Annotated in this window: 13 protein-coding genes; 8 read left to right on the plus strand and 5 right to left on the minus strand. The window is 43.9% G+C overall.

The genetic code is table 11. The features are described 5' to 3' along the window. Window positions 1–94 precede the first annotated feature (94 nt). Window positions 95–1,402: an NCS2 family permease gene (locus FFM84_RS09220; RefSeq protein ID WP_130844980.1), complete on the plus strand. Its 1,308-nt coding sequence runs from the start codon at window positions 95–97 to the stop codon at window positions 1,400–1,402. 667 nt (window positions 1,403–2,069) lie between these two features. Here FFM84_RS09220 and FFM84_RS09225 read toward each other — a convergent pair. Then, window positions 2,070–2,981 (minus strand): proline-specific peptidase family protein, encoded by a 912-nt coding sequence (locus FFM84_RS09225; RefSeq protein ID WP_130845316.1) that lies wholly within the window; start codon window positions 2,979–2,981, stop codon window positions 2,070–2,072. A 166-nt stretch (window positions 2,982–3,147) separates the two neighbouring features. On the opposite strand from FFM84_RS09225, the gene FFM84_RS09230 reads away from it, so the two are divergent. The 4 genes from FFM84_RS09230 to FFM84_RS09245 all read left to right on the plus strand — a co-directional run bounded on the left by FFM84_RS09230 (window position 3,148) and on the right by FFM84_RS09245 (window position 8,142). After that, window positions 3,148–4,140, plus strand: a complete 993-nt coding sequence (locus FFM84_RS09230) for a biotin--[acetyl-CoA-carboxylase] ligase (protein WP_130844981.1) — start codon at window positions 3,148–3,150, stop codon at window positions 4,138–4,140. Further along, window positions 4,133–4,678 (plus strand): biotin transporter BioY, encoded by a 546-nt coding sequence (locus FFM84_RS09235; RefSeq protein ID WP_130844982.1) that lies wholly within the window; start codon window positions 4,133–4,135, stop codon window positions 4,676–4,678. Before FFM84_RS09230 ends, FFM84_RS09235 begins: the two co-directional genes overlap by 8 nt. A gap of 175 nt (window positions 4,679–4,853) precedes the next feature. Continuing rightward, window positions 4,854–6,836 carry an acyltransferase family protein gene (locus FFM84_RS09240; RefSeq protein WP_130844983.1) on the plus strand — a complete coding sequence of 661 codons (1,983 nt, stop codon included), beginning with the start codon at window positions 4,854–4,856 and terminating at the stop codon, window positions 6,834–6,836. 145 nt (window positions 6,837–6,981) lie between these two features. Beyond that, entirely contained in the window at window positions 6,982–8,142 is a 1,161-nt protein-coding gene (locus tag FFM84_RS09245; protein WP_165450297.1) for an MFS transporter, read from the plus strand. Between the two features lie 38 nt (window positions 8,143–8,180). Here FFM84_RS09245 and FFM84_RS09250 read toward each other — a convergent pair whose 3' ends face one another. Further along, window positions 8,181–10,625, minus strand: a complete 2,445-nt coding sequence (locus FFM84_RS09250; protein ID WP_130844984.1) for a Xaa-Pro dipeptidyl-peptidase — start codon at window positions 10,623–10,625, stop codon at window positions 8,181–8,183. Window positions 10,626–11,138: 513 nt separating this feature from the next. Here FFM84_RS09250 and FFM84_RS09255 point away from each other — a divergent pair. Then, window positions 11,139–11,543 (plus strand): OsmC family protein, encoded by a 405-nt coding sequence (locus FFM84_RS09255; protein WP_130844985.1) that lies wholly within the window; start codon window positions 11,139–11,141, stop codon window positions 11,541–11,543. A 98-nt stretch (window positions 11,544–11,641) separates the two neighbouring features. Here FFM84_RS09255 and FFM84_RS09260 read toward each other — a convergent pair whose 3' ends face one another. Both FFM84_RS09260 and FFM84_RS09265 read right to left on the minus strand, forming a co-directional pair. Then, the gene (locus FFM84_RS09260; RefSeq protein WP_130844986.1) at window positions 11,642–11,941 is read right to left on the minus strand and encodes a transposase; all 300 of its coding nucleotides are present in this window, start codon (window positions 11,939–11,941) and stop codon (window positions 11,642–11,644) included. A 162-nt stretch (window positions 11,942–12,103) separates the two neighbouring features. Beyond that, window positions 12,104–13,498 carry an amino acid permease gene (locus tag FFM84_RS09265; RefSeq protein ID WP_130844987.1) on the minus strand — a complete coding sequence of 465 codons (1,395 nt, stop codon included), beginning with the start codon at window positions 13,496–13,498 and terminating at the stop codon, window positions 12,104–12,106. A gap of 228 nt (window positions 13,499–13,726) precedes the next feature. On the opposite strand from FFM84_RS09265, the gene FFM84_RS09270 reads away from it, so the two are divergent. Together FFM84_RS09270 and FFM84_RS09275 are read left to right on the plus strand one after the other, a co-directional pair. Continuing rightward, window positions 13,727–14,548 carry a PfkB family carbohydrate kinase gene (locus FFM84_RS09270; RefSeq protein ID WP_130844988.1) on the plus strand — a complete coding sequence of 274 codons (822 nt, stop codon included), beginning with the start codon at window positions 13,727–13,729 and terminating at the stop codon, window positions 14,546–14,548. A gap of 55 nt (window positions 14,549–14,603) precedes the next feature. Next, a complete protein-coding gene (locus tag FFM84_RS09275) occupies window positions 14,604–15,020 on the plus strand; it encodes a bis(5'-nucleosyl)-tetraphosphatase (protein ID WP_130844989.1) in 417 nt (138 codons plus the stop codon). Window positions 15,021–15,259: 239 nt separating this feature from the next. On the opposite strand, the gene FFM84_RS09280 is transcribed toward FFM84_RS09275, so the two are convergent. Beyond that, window positions 15,260–15,409: a hypothetical protein gene (locus tag FFM84_RS09280; protein ID WP_130844990.1), complete on the minus strand. Its 150-nt coding sequence runs from the start codon at window positions 15,407–15,409 to the stop codon at window positions 15,260–15,262. Window positions 15,410–15,516: the final 107 nt, after the last annotated feature.

The following is a 15,516-nucleotide window of genomic DNA, read 5'->3' on the forward strand; positions in this document are numbered from 1 at the left end:
ATGACAATGATAAGATAATAGACGTTATTGAGATACAAAACACGAACGTTTACAAATGTGCAAAATGCTATCATCACAAATTCTGGAGGGAATCATGAATAAAATTGCGGCATATTTTAATTTTTCGGAACTCAATACCACGATGCGAACCGAGTCTTTGGCGGGACTTACCACGTTTGTATCGATGGCGTACATTCTGTTTGTTAACCCAAGTGTTTTAGGCGCTTCGGGAATGAACGCTGGGGCGGTCTTCACCGCCACGGCCTTAGCTTCAGCGTTAGGGTGTTTATTGATGGGATTAGTTGCAAAATATCCCATTGCTATTGCACCAGGGTTAGGGGTTAATGCGTTCTTTACGTATTCAGTTGTCATCGGGATGGGCGTGAAGTGGGAAACCGCTTTGGCTGGTGTCTTCGTGGCTTCCGTTATTTTCATGATTATTACCATTTTCAAATTGCGAGAAATGATTATCGATGCGATTCCACGTGATATGAAGTTGGCAATCTCAGCTGGGATTGGCTTTTTCATTGCCTTTATTGGCTTGCATGGTGGTGGCTTGATTGTTGCCAACAAATCAACGGTCGTCGGTTTAGGCTCATTGAGCGTTGGGACCACTTGGTTAACGATCTTTGGCTTAATCGTCACGTTGATTCTCATGAGTCGCCAAGTACCTGGTGGGATCTTTATCGGGATGGTCTTAACCTCTATCTTAGGGTTGGCAACTGGTTTGATTAAAATGCCAAGCCATATCGTTTCAGCGGCGCCATCTTTGAAACCAACTTTTGGGGTCGCTTTGGCCCATGTTGGGGATATTAATAGTTTGCAATTGATTATTGTTGTTTTGACGTTTTTATTAGTTACGTTCTTTGATACAGCCGGGACCTTAGTTGGTTTAGCTGAACAAGCAGGCTTCATGAAGAACAACAAAATGCCACGAGTTGGGAAAGCCTTGATGGCTGATTCAACGTCAATGTTAGTCGGTTCCGTGTTAGGGACGTCACCAACTTCTGCTTATGTGGAATCTTCAGCGGGGATTGCCGTGGGTGGTCGCTCTGGGTTTAGTGCCGTAGTTACCGGCTTGCTATTTATCTTTGGGTTATTCTTCTCACCATTATTGAATGTCGTTACCGATCAAGTGACCGCACCGGCCTTGATTATTGTTGGGGTGTTAATGGCCGAATCATTGAAAGGCATTCATTGGGAACGTTTTGAAATTGCCGTACCCGCTTTCTTAACTGTTATCGGGATGCCATTGACTTACAGTATTTCTGATGGGATTGCGTTAGGGTTTATCTCTTACGTGATTACGATGGTTGCCACTAAGCATGCCAAAGAAGTTCACCCATTAATGTACGTACTATTCTTTGTATTTATCCTGTTCCTATGGATCTTAAATGTTTAAATAAGGATTGAGGGTTACTTTTTGGCAATCATCATTGATATGATGGTCAGCCACTACTAAAAGTAGTCTTACTTGCCACCTACCGTTCGCCCAAATTGAGCCGGAACGCTGTAGGCGGACCGGTCCAGCCAAAAGGCGGTCTGGACCGTCGTTTTGAACCACTAAACCCGTGTTTCAAAAGCGCCTAGCTCTAAGCGATAAATCGCTAAGAGCTCCCACGGCTGGGCTCAATGTGAGTTCACTCTCGGCTAGAATTGTCGATGACTAGATCGAGTTGTATTCGCAATACAGCCGAAGTCAGCCAGTGATGGCGCCGACCGTGAAAACATCATTAGTCCGGATGGTTTTGCCGGACTTACGATGTGGACGACTTTTGAGACTAGCGGTTTTGGCTAGGCTCAAAATCGAGGTGGAAGCCCGCACTTTGGCTGAAGCCGGTCCCACAGTCGGCAGAATCACTGGCTGACGTAGGTGACAATTTTAGCTTAACACAGGCCAATATTGGTACGATTTTATCATTAAATAAATTAGTCGAAAGCTGCGGCAATTGTCGCAGCTTTTTTGTCGTGCTGGGTAAGAAATAATCACCACTATCAGTTAGAGTTAGATGATGAAATTCAGAACAAAAAAATCGACCCCTCACAATTGTGAGCGATCGACGTAAAAATTAGTTGTTTTTGTTGAAACTATCGTCTTCAACATCCTTGATGAATTGTTCCAAGTGGTCGAAGTAAACGGGGGCGTTATCAATCATGTGATGATGACCACCGTTTGGCGTGGTGACTAACCGTGAGTTAGGAATGTCACGGGCCATCCGCCGAGCCGTATCTAATGGCATCGTTTCGTGTTCGCCAAAGGTTAATAGGGTTGGCACTTTGATGTTATGGATTTGGTCGCGGATATCCCACTCCTTAAGTTTACCAGTGATGACGAATTCATTGTCACCTTGGAAGGCATTGTAAACGGGAGTGGCCATCGTGCTGATCAAGTGTGAGATAGCTAATGGTTGTTTACGATCAACATAGTTGGCGTTTAATACGTCCACGTATTCTTGATACTTAGGATCGTTCCAGTTGCCTTCAGCTTCTTTTTGTTTCATATAAGCCACGGCATCGGCTGGTAAACATTCTTCACGACACTTGTTGACGTTAACCACATATTCGTCAATATTGTCGACCATGCTAGAAATGATCGCGCCTTTTAAGTGTTGACCATACTTCAATGCATAAAGCATGGTTAAAGCGCCACCCCATGATTGACCGATTAAGTAGAAGTTGTCTAAACCAAGTTTTTGACGAACTTCTTCAACTTCATCTAAATAGTAATCATATGATAGATATTTTTTAGCAATTTCAGGGTCAGAGTAGTCAGGTTGGTCAGAGTACCATGAACCAAGTTGGTCATACATGGTGACTTGCACGCCTAAATCGGCTAGTTTTTCACCAAAGTTTTCCCAGTATTCATGATTGCCACCAGGGCCACCATGTAAACAGAGTAATTGAATGTCGCCTTCACCTTGGGTATTGGTCCATAGATGGTAACCATTATCTAAAGTCAGGATCGTTGTACCTTGTTTCAAAAGATCACCTAATTTCATTATATTTAACACCCATCATACCACCGTTTGAAATGGTTTGGCAACGCGGGTTATCAGCAGAAAAACAATTAAAAGTCCATTTTAGTCTTGTGACTAGTTAACCAGTATGAAATAATAGGTTAACAAATTTAAGAAGTGGGGTATGATGATGAGCACCCAAACTGAAGTTTTAAATGAGTTGTTGCAAGCAGCGCCTGATTATTGTTCAGGAGATCAATTGGCGCAAGCACTAGCGGTCAGCCGGACGGCAATTTGGAAGGCAATTCAAGGCTTACAGCAAGCCGGTTATTCGATTGATAGTCGGCATGGTCGCGGGTATCGCTATGTCGCCAATAACCAATTAAGTGAACCCGCAATTACAGCTGGGTTAACTAGCTCGGTTCAACCAACTATCATTGTGTTACCAACGGTTGATTCGACGAATGCGTACTTAAAACGATTGATTAGTCAGCAACCGTTGACACAGCCAACAGTAGTCATTGCGGATACCCAAACAGGCGGGTATGGCCGCTTTGGTCGAACGTTTTATTCACCAAGTGAAACGGGGATTTATTTGAGCATCGGCTTACCAATCGATGCGACACAACCATTTGATCCGGGGTTGTTAACCACCAGTACGGCCGTCGCCGTTGCTAAAACGTTAGAACAGTTATTTGACGTACCAGTTGCCTTAAAATGGGTGAACGATGTGTTGGTTAATCATCATAAGGCCGTCGGTATCTTATCGGAGGCCACGACCGATTTAGAAACGGGTCAAATTGCCACCGTTATTGTTGGGATTGGGATTAACTTAACGACACCGACAACCGCGTTTCCATCAGCCTTACAAGTGAAAGCGGGTGCCGTGACTACCACAACGGCAGTAACGCGCAATCAAGTCATTAGTACGTTGCTGTCAAAGTTTGTTGATAGTTATGCGACCTATACTAGCGGGGACTTTATGACTGACTATCGGCGCCTATCGATGGTGATTGGTCAGACCGTTGATTTACAAAGTGGTGGGCAGGTGATTCATGGTGTCGTGCAAGATATTAGCGATACCGGGGCATTAATCGTCAAGCAAGCAACTGGTGAGATTCACCAATATACTTCTGGCGAAATTACAAAAGTCAACTTACAAACGGGGGATTATCATGGGTAATATTAAACTGCTAAAACAATTGATCATTGCGGCCGAATTGGCGGTCGGATTAGCATTATGTTCTAAAATCACGATTCCATTAGGACTAATTCCGTTAACTGGGCAAACCTTGGCTGTTGGTTTGATTGCCAGTATTGTCCCAACCGTAATCGGTATGTGGGCGATTGGTATTTATTTGTTGTTAGGACTAATCGGAATACCCGTGTTTGCGAGCAGTGCAGCCGGATTAGCGGCCATTTTTGGGCCAACTGGTGGTTATCTTTGGGGATTCTTCTTGTATATTTTGGTCGTCGGCTTATGTTATCGTCGTGAGCAACCACTATGTAGTTTAATTATTGGTAATTTATTGGGGGCATTTTTACAACTAGTCGCGGGAGCGGCTTGGTTGATGGTTGTGGCCAAATTGTCGTGGCTAGCTGCTTATAATGCCGGTGTATTACCATTCCTTGTACCAGCGGTGATTAAAATTGTGTTAGTTGTTGTCGTTGCGCGGGCGATTGTTCGTCGCTTACCAGCACGGTTTAATGTTCGTTCATAAATAAAGTTATACCCTGTAAAATTTTTGGGATTGATCAATAAAGTGGTTAATAAAAATAATTAAAGAAGTCTAATTAATACTGGCTAAAAGTTCGTGTCCATATTATAGTGGAACTACTGGAAAAATTAAGTATTAGTTAATCACGGCAGGAACAATTTCAAGGGGTAATGGGAAAATGAACGATAATTTAACGGGTGTTAACATGAGCCGCACAATGGCACGGATGAATCGCCAGCGACTGCATCCGCGACGGTACATCACCGGGTTCGATGGTATTCGAACGCTGGCAGTTTTGGGGGTCATTATTTATCACTTAATGCCAGCCTCATTACAGGGTGGTTATCTAGGGGTGCCAATTTTTTTCGTCGTTTCTGGCTATTTAATTACAGATATTTTATTACAAGAATGGGATCAATTCGGCACGATTCATTTATGGCAGTTTTATGGTCGACGCTTACGGCGTTTATATCCAGCATTAGTAACGATGTTATTAGGGACAACCACCTATATTACGTTGTTTCAGCGGTCGCTGTTGACGAATATTCGGGCGACAGTGATGACCAATTTACTGTACGTTTATAATTGGTTTGAAATTGGTCACGGCCAAAGCTACTTTGATCGCTTTAATGGTGAATCACCGTTTACTCATCTATGGTCACTCTCGATTGAAGGCCAATATTATTTGTTTTGGCCATTGATTGTGGTGTTTTTAATGTTAGTTTTTCGTCAGCGGCAACGCATCTTTTTAATCATGATGGCGGCGGCCGTTATTTCGGCGCTAACGATGGCGATATTGTATGATCCAGCGAATACGAACCGTGTTTATTATGGGACGGATACGCGAATGTTTGCCATTTTGATTGGGTCGGGGTTAGCTTTTGCCTGGCCATCACGGCAATTACCAGATACTTTAGCACCAGCTAATCGGCTAACGCTTGATTTATTAGGTGGTGGCTCATTGATTGGGTTAGTTTTGCTGTTCTTCAAACTTTCTGGTGAATCGGCCTTCACGTATCGTGGCGGGATGTTTTTATTTACGGTGTTGTCTGGTATTTTGGTGGCAACGGTTGCCCATCCGGCGAGCCATATGAATCGGTTATTAACGAATCCAGTCTTTACGTATATCGGTCAGCGGAGCTACGGCATTTATTTGTATCAATTCCCGGTCATGATTTTTTATGAGAGTCGTGTGCAAAATATTGGGGATCATCCGTTGCTCAATAGTTTGATTGAAGTAGCGTTAATTATGGTCTTTACTGAATTAAGCTATCGATTTATTGAAAATCCCATGCGACATTACAATTATCGTCGGGCATTTACCGATTGCCGGGACTTCTTACGAAATCCGCGGTTTAATCGCGTGACTGGTTCAATTACGGGCTTGGCCGTGTTGTTGTTTGCAGTGACTGCAGTAGGGTTTGTCCAACAACCTTCCAAAGCTTCCAGTGCCAAGCAAACGGCGTTCCAAAAGAGAATTACGCAAAATGCCACTAAGGCTAAACAACAAAATGCAGCAGCTGTAAAGCAACAAAAAGCGGCTGCTAAGGCTTCGGCTAAACAGGCCAAACAAGTTGCGGCGGACAAATTGGCGACGAAGCAGGCGATGGCTAAGTTAAATAAAAAGCAAAAGTCAGTGGTGAAGACGTATCAATTGAAACCGCAAGTCGTGCTAGCGATGGGGCAGACTGAATTAACCGCGGTTGGTGATTCCGTTCTGTTAGATGTTTCAAGTGATTTACAAACGGTGATCCCCGGGACGGTTGTTCAAGGGAAAGTCGGTCGTCAAGTCACCGAAGTGCCAGGAATTATCAGTGCGTTGAAAAATCAAGGTCAACTGGCACACAATGTGTTGGTGAACATCGGGACGAATGGGACAATTACACCTAGTCAGGCTGATCAAGTCGTTCAGGCGATTGGTAAGGATCATCAAATCTTCTGGGTAACGGCTCATGTCCCAACTAGAAGTTGGCAAAATCAGGTTAATCAGCAGATTCATCGAACTGCCAAGAAGTACCCAAATGTTCATGTTATTGACTGGTATAGTACCGCTTTGAAACAATCTAAATGGTTTGTTAGTGACAATGTCCATCCAAACTCGACCGGTAATCGGCATTTGACCGCTTTAATTGCCAATCAAATTGCTAAAACAAATCAATAGTATGAAAATTAGTGTCTGAGATTAGTCTCAGGCATTTTTTTGTTGAACGTGATTTGATGGCGACTTGACGCCTAGGCTAGGCTTCGTGATAATATAATGATGATACCGCTTACTAATTAGATTGGCGGTTAATAACGGAGGCACTATGTATACCTTATTATTGTTACTGATTTATTTGGCTTTTATCAGTTTAGGCCTACCGGATTCTTTATTAGGTGCGGGCTGGCCAGTGATGCATACTGCTTTGCAGGTGCCGGTATCTTATATGGGACTAATATCGATGGTGATTTCTGGTGGCACAATTGTTTCTAGTCTGTTGTCCGATCGACTGACCCACAAGCTGGGCACTAATCGGGTAACCGCGACAAGTGTGTTCTTAACCGCGATTGCTTTGGGTGGTTTTTCCATCTCGTCACAGTTTTGGATGCTGGTGGTTTTTGCGGTGCCTTATGGTTTAGGTGCTGGTGCGATTGATGCGGCTTTGAATAATTACGTGGCGTTACATTACTCATCTAAACATATGAGTTGGCTACACTGCTTTTGGGGTGTGGGGACTGTCATTAGCCCATTTGTGATGAGTTATGCCCTGACGACAGGGTCTTGGCAGTTAGGCTATCGGTTGATTGCCTTGATTCAATTAGGCATTGCGTTATTGCTAGTGTTTACGTTACCATTGTGGCGCGTGAATCAAGACCCAGCGAAGCCGACGCCAACGACAAAAAGTTTAGGACTTATTGCAGTTTTAAAAATCAAAGGAGTACCATTTTTGTTAATGGGATTCTTTGCTTACTGTGCGGTCGAGGCAACGACCATGTACTGGGCTAGTACTTATCTGGTCGCTGTTAAAGGGGTGACGAGCGCACAAGCAGCTGCATTTGCAGCGCTGTTTTATATTGGGATGACAGTGGGCCGTTTTTTAGGTGGCTTCATTATGGATGGTCTAGGTGATCACAAAATGATTTTGCTAGGAACGGCTATCTTACTGATTGGAATTGGCTGCTTGTTAATGCCGATTGTTAGTGATCAGTTGGCCTTAGTGGGGTTTGTCGTGATTGGTTTAGGTTGTGCGCCAATTTATCCTTGTATTATTCATGCGACCCCCAGTAACTTTGGCGCTGAGCATTCCGGGGCGATTATCGGGATTCAAATGGCTAGCGCTTATGTAGGGACCACGTTAGTGCCACCATTGTTTGGACTTTTAGGCAAATGGATTAGCTACAGTATTTTACCGGTTTATTTGATTCTTTTTGTTGGGTTGATGATTTTCATGATTGAAAAAACCTTTAGCATCGCCCAAAAAGCCTAATAAAAACGCCTCGCAAAATGTTGCGAGACGTTTTTTCGTTAAGCTTCAAATGGTTTAGTTGGGATATGCAGGGATAAATCGTTTAATTGTAATGAATATTGTAAATCTTGATTGCCGCGAATGGTCATCCGCATGTCAGTCGCATAGACAATTAAGCCGATTTGATGCCCAGTCAAGAGGTGATGGAAGATTGGCTGTAATTCAAGACTAAAGTCATAAAACTCATAAGGCTTTAAAGCTTCTGCGTGCCAAGGGACTTGGCGATTTTGTAAATTTAAATGACCGTGAGTAATCACCTTATAAGGTGAGACAGTCTGCGCGAGTTTAAAGTCTTTTAAGTCGTCCTCACGCCAATGATAACCGAGATCTAAAGCTTTGGACGCAATTAATTGCGGACTAACGGTTAAGCGTTTCGCATCGCCAAAGTCGACTAGCATAAAGCTTAACATCCCGAAGTTTTGGTTAACCGCAACGGAACCAGCGACATGGGGCTTACCGACTAACAGTTGATCCACTGGAGCTTGCCAACTCTTGAACAGCAACCGGTGATCATAAAGGGGACTAGTTTTGTCTTCACTAATCAGATCCACTTGCCAAGCATTCAAATCGGTACAGTAATGTTTGAACAATTTATCAGGTAACTTATCAGTAAAGTGTGCGGCCCGTTGATCCACTGGATGATCGGCAGGGACCAGTTCCTTGTATTGTACCTTGAAATCTAGTGCTTGATCGGTATCTTGCCACCAATTGTCATGGGCGTGCCAGGTTTGCGCGGCCGTATTATCTTGAACTAAGACATTAGGCAACAAACTTTCGGCATGATTGTCTAGGCCATACAATTCATGACTTAACCACATGTTCATCATGTCAGTGAAGTCGAGTGACTGTAAATTATTGATATAAATATGCTGGCCTTGATGCAAGATGAGCTTTTTAGCGACCGGCACATCTTGGAGTTTGTCCCATAAGTTTGCGACATTGCGTGGTTTAACGTTCCAGTCATTGAGTCCATGGACCATCACGATATCGGCTTTAATCTGATCGACATTTTTCAAGTAATTGCGAGCGTCCCAGAATTGGTTGTAACTGCCAGTTGCCCGATCTTGACCTTGTTCAAGCTCAGCTAGTTTAGCTTGGAATTTGGCTTTGATTTGATGGTCATCGCCAGCTTTTAAGCTACGTGAGAAGACTTCGGCAGCCAACACATCGGTATCTTCACCTTGGAAGGTATCAGGCGCAACGACTAACCCGTTATCCCGATAATAGTCATACCAACTGGAAATGGCCGCTTCAGAAATGATGGTCTTTAAGCCATCAACACCGGTGGTTGCTGCCGCTGTGGCTAAGGTTCCTAGATAAGAACGGCCTGTCATGGCCACGTTGCCGTTGGTCCACCAAGCCTCAATGGCCACATCGCCGTCACGGGTGGTAAAGGCGTGACGTTTACCTGTTAGCCATTCGATAATCGCAACAGTTGAGGTGGTTTCATCTTCATCTCCAGTGGGGGCTAGTCCATCAGAATCGACAGACCCAATTCCGGCTGCGTAAACGACCGCAAACCCACGAGCTAAGAAGTAGTCATTTAACGTATAAGATTTTTCACGACCAAAGGTTTCTTCGGCTTCAGTACTGATTTCGTCAACTGGTCGTTCAGCTGGTAATTGTTGCTTTTTATCAGGTGCTTTGACGTCTGCATAAGTGTGATCGTCAGGTTCTTTGGCAGTCAATGGAACGTTGACATCATGCATAGTCGCTTCACCGGCCACATCGTTAATGCCTTGGTTGTAAGGGCTAGCCGTATATAACACGGGGACTTTTAAGCCAGTGGCGGTTTCAGCTGGCCGTAAGATTTCAACTTTTAATAAATCGCGTTGACCATCTTCATCAGTATCAAGCGGTGCTTCGACGTAAACCACATCACGAATTAAATCGTTGGTGTTAAAGACCGCTTGCGCTTTGCCATTGAAAAATAGTGGTTTGGCGGTATTGGGTAAGTCATAATCGGGAACAAAGTAACCACGAGTTGTTAAATTTTCAATGAGTGTTTGACCTTGGACGCCTCGTGTATTTAGCAATAAGTACCAAGCGTAGTAGAGCGATTCACGATCAAAAGCGGTGTCACCGACCATTGGTAAATGAATATCACGCATGGCTAACAATGGGTCCGCGAGATCGAAATCTTGACCAGGTAAAAAACCAAGTAGTTGTAAACCAATATTATAAAAGACTTGATTGCTGACAATGGTTGCTTGTGCTAACCAATCGTTTAAGTTGAGTTGACTGGTGGCCATTAGATTGGCGAATTTATGAGTTAAACCGGCGGCCGAATGTACTTCTGGAAAACTTTCGGCTAACAATGCCCGGTATACAGCGGGTACCGTTTTCAAATCGGCCATCGCTGCGGTAATAAAATGGATCTTTTGAAGTTCTGCAATTGCCGATTCTGAATCAGTCGGCACGATCGCAAATTGATTATTTTGCATAATGGCATCCTTTGTTTTAGTTAGTTTTACCGTCCATTATACGCTAAATGAAAAGAATGCCCAACTGAGTCCTGACAGCGCTTTCGGTTTGTGCTAAATTAAAACTGAAGGTTGGAAGATCTTTTTAGCAATAGTTAGTGATATGGCAAGGATTCGTTAATCCAGAATAGTCATGTTTGCCGCCTGCCGTTCGCCCACCTTGAGCCGGAACGCTGTGGGCGGACCGGTTCAGCCAAAGTGCGGTCTGAACCGTCGTTTTGAACCGCCCAACCCGCGTTTCAAAAGCGCCAGGCTCTAAGCGATAAATCGCTAAGAGTCTCCCACGGCTGGGCTTAATGTGAGCTCACTCTCGGCTATACTGGTGATTACAAACTTGATTAACATTTGTAATTCAACCGGAGTCAGCCGGCAGAATCACTGGCTGGCGTAGGTGACTATTCAAGTCAATTTCTCACTATCACAATGATCTTTCAACCTTTAGATTAAAAGCAGTTAGAGAAGGGAATGGTTAATATGGCAGAATTTCCAACGTTATATACGACTAAAGCGATTAATGAGGATGGGATTGAAGGTCAGGCATACATACAGGATGGGTTAAAAGTGGCGGTATCTAGTCCATTGAAGTCGGTGCCAGGGACCAATCCTGAGCAACTAATTGGTTTGGCGTTGAGCACCTGTTTGAATGCAACGTTAGAGGCCATTGAAGGTGAGCATCAACAGGCACACCAAAGTTCGGTAGTCACGACCGTTAAAATGTCGCGTGATCGGTTTGGCTATCAATTCTGGGTAGACGCGGCTGTGACGATTCCGGAGGTTGATGATGAAACGGCGGCACACTGGTTAGCGATTGCGGAAACGCGCTGCCCGGTGGCTAAATTAGTAGGTGATAGTTCGAACGTGACGATTCATCTGGCATAATGAGCGCGAACCGTCAGATATTAAAACAACGCAAGTTAAAAATAGAACCTTCAGAATGAAATCTGAAAGTTCTATTTTTTTAGGTCGTAAACGTTAAGTTAATGCTTAAAATGCCGACAAAGATGATCATGAATCATGGCTGGACAGTGATGTGGCGCTTTAACTTTAGTTGTTACATGTTCCACTTGTGCTAAAGCAAGTTGTTTCGTCTTTTCACGTTCAATCTTGAGTTGGTTGTGTAGTGCGCGATTCTTCCAGAAGCCGTGAATGGTTAAAGCAACTGGAATTAAATGGACGATCATCACCGTTGGAATTAACCAAGGTTGGCTTTTGACTAGGGTATAGGCACGTTCATGATGTTCTTTGATCTCGTGATGCCAGTCTTGTGGCGTTAACATACGATCACATCCTTTGTTTAGTTGCCCTCATCATACCGTAAAATGTAACCGATGTCATTCTAAACAGAGCAGGTTGAGTGTTTATGCGGAAAGCGTCGGTTTTGACCCCTATTTAGCACGACAAAAAAACACGTCTGGCAGTTAAGCCAAACGTGTTTTATGTTAACGATCTTGATTCAATTTGCTGTGACGAATCCCGTAACTAAAGTAAATAATTAGTCCGAGGACAAACCAGATGAGTGAAGCAATCCAAGTTTCTTTGGATAACTGAGTCATCATAAAGATACAAGCCAGTCCTGAAATGATAGGTAAGACGGGATAAAGTGGTACCCGGAACCCTTTGATTTGATTCAACTTCTTGTTTTGTCGTAATAAGATAATCCCAAATGACACGATTGTAAACGCAATTAGTGTCCCGATATTAACAAGGTTGGCTAACTGGCCTAATGGAATCAGACCACCTAAGATCGAGATGACAATCGTGACGGTAATCATGGCATGTTTTGGCGTGTGATGTTCATCAATTTTACCTAAGAAGCTAGGCAAAAGGCCATCGCGACCAATCGAGTAAAGTAGTCGCGAACTACTATAGATGGTGGTGACCATCATCGTAAACATCCCGGCTAAGGCCCCGATGGAGACGATTCCGGCCACAAAGTTTTGATGCACGAGTTTTAAAGCAAACGCAACGGCGTCGTCAACGTTTAATAATTTATAAGACGTCATCCCGTTTAAGACCGCGGCCACGAGAATATAGAAGATGGTACAGATCACTAATGTGCCGATAATCCCAATCGGCATATTGCGTTTGGCGTTTTTGACTTCAGCAGCCGAAGCAGAAACCACGTCAAAACCAAGATAAGCGAAGAAAACAACGGCGGCACCTTTGAAGATTCCGTGTACCCCAAATGGGGCGAATGGTGACCAGTTGCTGGGTTTGACGTAGAATGAGCCGACTAATAAGAAAATGACAATAATTGCAATTTTTAAGACAACCATAATGTTATTGAGTCGGATTGACGTTTTAAGCCCGGCACTGATGATCCAAGCAATTAAGCAAACAATCAGGATCGCCACAAGGTTAATATAAGTGCCATGTGCCGGATCAAACGAACCGGTAATCGCTTTTGGCAGATGTAAGCCAAAACCAGCAATAAATGAATTAAAGTATGCAGCCCAGCCAACTGAAACGGTTGCGACAGCTAGAACATATTCTAAGACTAGTGCCCAACCGGTAATCCAACCGATGAGTTCCCCATAGACGATGTTCCCATATGAATAAGCTGATCCCGCAACTGGTAGAACGGACGAAAATTCCGCGTAACACATTGCGGCCAAGGCACAGACAATCGCGGCCAAGACGAAGGAAACAATGATCCCCGGTCCGGCGGTTGTTGCGGCCACGGTACCAGGAAGAATAAAAATCCCAGTCCCGATAACCGCACCAATCCCAAGGGCAATCAGGTCGATTGCGGATAATGTACGGACAAATTGTCCGTCTGCTTGTAAATAACGATCCAGATTTTCTTTTTGAAAAATCCGTTGACGAATCCCCATTAGCGTGTAGCCACCTTTTTTAGTTATTTTTAACAGTTACTTGTCACTAATTGACAATTTTACCATGCCAACATGATACCGTGAACGATTATTAAAAGTCAATGAGAATTATGAATTGTCATGAAAAAGGGTGCTAATTAACCGTTTAAAACGGATGGCTTGAGATTACAAGTGCGTTGAATTCTGATAAGATAATGAATATTTAGAAAAAGTATGGAGGCAGACACCATGGCATCAATGTTAGTAGCAGAAGATTTATCAGCAGTGGGGGGGATCTCACTAAGTGCGGCGGTGCCAGTATTAGCCGCGTTTGACTATCAAGTCGCCGCCTTACCAACGAGTTTGTTGTCGACGCACACGAGTGGTTATGGTCGGCCGGCCATTTTGAGCTTGGCAGACTGGTTACCCCAAGTCTTTGAACATTGGACGGTCGCGCAATTACAGTTTCAACAAGCCTTAATTGGTTATGTCGGTTCGGTGGAACTGTGTGATCTGTTAACAGCGTATTTACGCGACGCACAATTACAGTTGATTGTGGTTGATCCTGTTTTAGGGGATCTTGGTAAACTCTATGCGGGCTTTGACGCGGCATATGTTGACGCAATGCGGCGAATGCTAACAGTGGCTGATGTGATTTTACCTAATGTGACGGAAGCTAGCCTTTTAACCGGGGTCCCTTATCAGGCTGAACCTGATTTGGCCCGTTTGTTGACAGAACTACAGCAACAATTAAAGCTGGGCGCACATGCCATTATGACTGGCGTGACACAAGCTGATCAGATCGGTTGTGCCTGGTTAGTCGATGGACAGGTTCAGTTCGTCGGCCAGCCCCGGTTAGCGGGACACTATAATGGCACGGGCGATGCGTTAGCGGCGGTGCTAGCGGGCTTGTTGGGGCAAGGGCGTGATTTAGCGATGAGTATTCAATTAGCTAATCAGTGGCTACAGGCCGCAGTTGCGGCGACGTTAGCGTTGCCGGATCATGATGAACGCCAAGGGATTCAGTTGCGACCAATTTTACGGGCAATTTTAGCGTTAGATCCAGCTTGAAAATGGTATACTAACTAAGGTAGTTTGGTGATTCGATGAAGAAGGAGTACATGCGATGAGTACAGAAGTAGCCAGTGGTGCGGTGGTTTATCAACAAAAGGATGGCCATCCCGCTTATTTATTGTTACAAAGTGCGACCAGTGATTTTTGGGGCTTTCCTAAAGGTCATTTGGAAGGTAATGAAACTTTAGCCGCAACGGCCAAACGGGAAATTAAAGAAGAAACGCAATTAGATGTTGACTTGGATACGGACTTTAAAGTCTATACCGAATATGACTTACCTAATGGCAATTTAAAACAAGTGACCTTGTTTGTCAGTGAAGTGCCATCAGGGGTTGCTGTTACCCGCCAGACTGAAGAAATCAGTGCGATTGGCTGGTTTGATTATGCGGCAGCACGCGAACGATTGACCTACGATAATTTGAAAAAAATGTTGGATCAAGCCGATGCGTATATTACGAATAAAGGGTAAAAAAATTAAGAGTGGGGCAAAAGGCGGGTTGCTACCGAGCATAGCCTAGAGTGTCAAATGATTGGGTGTTTCAATCGTTTGACACTCGTAGCTAGGCGGAGGGAGCAGCCTTTTGTCGCACATTTCGGGGAACATCAGCTCGAACATAAAAAAATTACCGGCACCGTCGCATAAACGGTACCGGTAATTTTAAACTACCAAGTGAATCATTAATTGTTTAAGTTAAATTAGAACGATTTTTAGGCTTGCGTTTTTAAGTTAGCAACTGCATCTTCGATGGTTACGCCTTCTGCGCGTAATTCTGGATGAAGTTTGTCAGTTGCCACAAATAATTGGCGTTGCGTGTCTAAAACGACACTGAACCAGCTATCAGTTGTTTGAAATCTCATTTGACAAAACTCCCTTCATGAAAATTATTAGGTTTGCTACGAGATGTTTTTCACCATCATGAACCTTACAAGTAACTAACTATACGCTGGTCCTTGATATAATGCAA

The organism is Lactiplantibacillus mudanjiangensis, from assembly GCF_005405385.1.
GTDB lineage: Bacteria > Bacillota > Bacilli > Lactobacillales > Lactobacillaceae > Lactiplantibacillus > Lactiplantibacillus mudanjiangensis.

Excerpts from the sequence above, each read along its gene's own strand:
- FFM84_RS09240 (WP_130844983.1), top strand. The coding sequence starts at position 4,854 with ATGAACGATAATTTAACGGGTGTTAACATGAGCCGCACAATGGCACGG.
- FFM84_RS09230 (WP_130844981.1), top strand. The coding sequence starts at position 3,148 with ATGAGCACCCAAACTGAAGTTTTAAATGAGTTGTTGCAAGCAGCGCCT.
- FFM84_RS09275 (WP_130844989.1), top strand. The coding sequence starts at position 14,604 with ATGAGTACAGAAGTAGCCAGTGGTGCGGTGGTTTATCAACAAAAGGAT.
- FFM84_RS09250 (WP_130844984.1), bottom strand. The coding sequence starts at position 10,625 with ATGCAAAATAATCAATTTGCGATCGTGCCGACTGATTCAGAATCGGCA.
- FFM84_RS09220 (WP_130844980.1), top strand. The coding sequence starts at position 95 with ATGAATAAAATTGCGGCATATTTTAATTTTTCGGAACTCAATACCACG.
- FFM84_RS09265 (WP_130844987.1), bottom strand. The coding sequence starts at position 13,498 with ATGGGGATTCGTCAACGGATTTTTCAAAAAGAAAATCTGGATCGTTAT.
- FFM84_RS09235 (WP_130844982.1), top strand. The coding sequence starts at position 4,133 with ATGGGTAATATTAAACTGCTAAAACAATTGATCATTGCGGCCGAATTG.
- FFM84_RS09255 (WP_130844985.1), top strand. The coding sequence starts at position 11,139 with ATGGCAGAATTTCCAACGTTATATACGACTAAAGCGATTAATGAGGAT.
- FFM84_RS09280 (WP_130844990.1), bottom strand. The coding sequence starts at position 15,409 with ATGAGATTTCAAACAACTGATAGCTGGTTCAGTGTCGTTTTAGACACG.
- FFM84_RS09260 (WP_130844986.1), bottom strand. The coding sequence starts at position 11,941 with ATGTTAACGCCACAAGACTGGCATCACGAGATCAAAGAACATCATGAA.
- FFM84_RS09270 (WP_130844988.1), top strand. The coding sequence starts at position 13,727 with ATGGCATCAATGTTAGTAGCAGAAGATTTATCAGCAGTGGGGGGGATC.
- FFM84_RS09245 (WP_165450297.1), top strand. The coding sequence starts at position 6,982 with ATGTATACCTTATTATTGTTACTGATTTATTTGGCTTTTATCAGTTTA.